Below are 3,031 nucleotides of genomic sequence, written 5' to 3'. Positions count from 1 at the left end.
TTGGTTGCGGGGGTAGGATTTGAACCTACGACCTTCAGGTTATGAGCCTGACGAGCTACCGGGCTGCTCCACCCCGCGCCGGTGTTTTGTGGCGCGTATGACCCCGAGGGCGATATTACTGGTCGGGGTTTTGTATCGTTTTGAGAGAATTGACTTCTTGCTAGGTTTGGCGGTGACCTACTCTCCCACGTCTTAAGACGCAGTACCATTGGCGTGTTGGCCCTTAACGGCCGAGTTCGGGATGGGATCGGGTGTTTAGCCAGCGCTATGACCACCAAACCGAGGAAGAAGTCTGTCCAAGCCAGGATGTAACCTTGTGTATACTTGCTTTTGATCATGAGCCTTGCTGCTACTGGATCAAATCAAGCCAATCGGGCAATTAGTACCGGTCAACTGAATGCATTGCTGCACTTACATCTCCGGCCTATCGACGTGGTGGTCTTCCACGGCCCTCAAGGGATACCTAGTTTTTGGGGGGGCTTCACGCTTAGATGCCTTCAGCGTTTATCCTGTCCGTTCATAGCTACCCAGCACTACCGTTGGCACGATAACTGGTCCACCAGTGGAACGTTCACCCCGGTCCTCTCGTACTAGGGGCAACTCCCATCAAGTATCCTACACCCACGGCAGATAGGGACCGAACTGTCTCACGACGTTCTAAACCCAGCTCACGTACCTCTTTAAATGGCGAACAGCCATACCCTTGGGACCTGCTCCAGCCCCAGGATGAGATGAGCCGACATCGAGGTGCCAAACGATGCCGTCGATATGGACTCTTGGGCATCATCAGCCTGTTATCCCCAGAGTACCTTTTATCCGTTGAGCGATGGCCCTCCCACTTGGGACCACCGGATCACTATGGCCGACTTTCGTCTCTGCTCGACTTGTCAGTCTTGCAGTCAGGCTGGCTTCTGCCATTGCACTCAACGACCGATTTCCGACCGGTCTGAGCCAACCTTCGCGCGCCTCCGTTACGATTTGGGAGGCGACCGCCCCAGTCAAACTCCCCACCATGCAGGGTCCCGGACCCGGATAACGGGCCGCGGTTAGACATCAAGAGTGCGAAGGGTGGTATCTCAAGGGAGGCTCCACGGGAACTGGCGTCCCCGTTTCAAAGCCTACCACCTATCCTGCACATCACAATCCTGATGCCAATGCAAAGCTAGAGTAAAGGTTCATGGGGTCTTTCCGTCTAACCGCGGGTAGTGTGCATCTTGACACACAGTTCAATTTCGCTGAGTCCACGTTTGAGACAGCGGGGAGATCGTTACGCCATTCGTGCAGGTCGGAACTTACCCGACAAGGAATTTCGCTACCTTAGGACCGTTATAGTTACGGCCGCCGTTTACTGGGGCTTCAATTCGGAGCTTGCACCCCTCCTTTTAACCTTCCAGCACCGGGCAGGCGTCAGACCCTATACGTCGCCTTACGGCTTCGCAGAGCCCTATGTTTTAAGTAAACAGTCGCCACCCCCTAGTTTGTGCCCCCCACCCCTGGTTGCCCAGGAATGGGGCCTCCTTCTCGCGAACTTACGGAGGCATTTTGCCGAGTTCCTTAAACGTGGTTCTCTCAAGCGCCTTGGTATACTCTACCAGTCCACCTGTGTCGGTTTCGGGTACGGTCTCATGGAGGGCTATTTCCAGGGACCTCTGAGCAGCCCGATCAATCCGATAAGATCGAACTACCTTTGAGATCCGTCACATCCTCCTGGCCCAGGAATATTAACCTGGTTCCCATCGACTACGCCTTTCGGCCTCGCCTTAGGGGCCGGCTTACCCTGCTCAGATTAGCTTTAAGCAGGAACCCTTGGACTTTCGGCGACAGGGTCTCTCACCCTGTTTGTCGCTACTCATGTCAACATTCTCGCTTCTGATCACTCCACCGGATCCCTCACAGGCCGGCTTCACAGTAAACACCATTCCGACTGCCGCTTTCCGCAAGGAAAGCAAGGTCGGAGGGTGTTATATCACAGAACGCTCCGCTACCACGCACATCGCTGTGCATCCAAAGCTTCGGCTCGTGGCTTGAGCCCCGTTACATCTTCGCCGCAAGACCTCTTATTTAGACCAGTGAGCTGTTACGCTATCTTTAAAGGATGGCTGCTTCTAAGCCAACCTCCTGGTTGTTTTGGAAGTCTCACATGCTTTCCCACTTAGCCACGAATTGGGGGCCTTAGCTGTTGGTCAGGGTTGTTTCCCTCTTCACGACGGACGTTAGCACCCGCCGTGTGTCTCCCGGATAGTACTCTGCGGTATTCGGAGTTTACTTAGACTCAGTAAGGCTGTGGGCCCCCATCATCCATGTAGTGCTCTACCCCCGCAGGTATTCGTCCGAGGCGCTACCTAAATAGCTTTCGCGGAGAACCAGCTATCTCCAGATTTGATTGGCCTTTCACCCCTAGCCACACGTCATCCGGACCCTTTTCAACGGGTGTCGGTTCGGACCTCCAGTACGTGTTACCGTACCTTCATCCTGCACATGGCTAGATCATCTGGTTTCGGGTCTGATCCCACGAACTCATCGCCCTTTTAAGACTCGCTTTCGCTGCGCCTACACCTAACGGCTTAAGCTTGCTCGTAAGACCAAGTCGTTGACCCATTATACAAAAGGTACGCCGTCAGGGCTCAAGGCCCCTCCGACTGCTTGTAGGCGTCCGGTTTCAGAAACTGTTTCACTCCCCTCGTCGGGGTTCTTTTCACCTTTCCCTCACGGTACTGGTTCGCTATCGGTCAGTAAGGAGTACTTAGCCTTCGAGGGTGGTCCCCCGATCTTCAGACAGGATTTCACGTGTCCCGCCCTACTTAATACGTCTGATCAAACTTCGTGTACGGGGCTGTCACCCATATTGCTGGCCTTTCCAGACCATTCCACTCATTCTCACAGCTCGGCTGGTCCGCGTTCGCTCGCCACTACTTACGGAGTATCGTTGATTTCCTTTCCTCCGGGTACTTAGATGTTTCAGTTCCCCGGGTTCGCTCTTAAAACCCTATGTATTCAGGTTAAAAGTACCTGTTTCAGCCCGTTATAAATC

General features: G+C 54.0%; 1 tRNA gene and 2 rRNA genes (1 of these 3 only partly in view). All 3 read right to left on the bottom strand.

The features are described 5' to 3' along the window. Position 1: 1 nt before the first annotated feature. Positions 2-78, bottom strand: a tRNA-Met gene (locus CRO18_RS18410). A gap of 86 nt (positions 79-164) precedes the next feature. Next, positions 165-279: ribosomal RNA gene (gene rrf, locus CRO18_RS18405) — 5S ribosomal RNA — on the bottom strand. Between the two features lie 79 nt (positions 280-358). Beyond that, positions 359-3,031, bottom strand: a 23S ribosomal RNA gene (locus CRO18_RS18400); it runs 160 nt beyond the window's last position.

Origin of the sequence: Rhodobacter sp. JA431 (assembly GCF_900217725.1) — a bacterium.
Lineage (GTDB): Bacteria > Pseudomonadota > Alphaproteobacteria > Rhodobacterales > Rhodobacteraceae > Rhodobacter > Rhodobacter aestuarii.
This window is presented reverse-complemented; position numbering and strand designations above follow the sequence as displayed.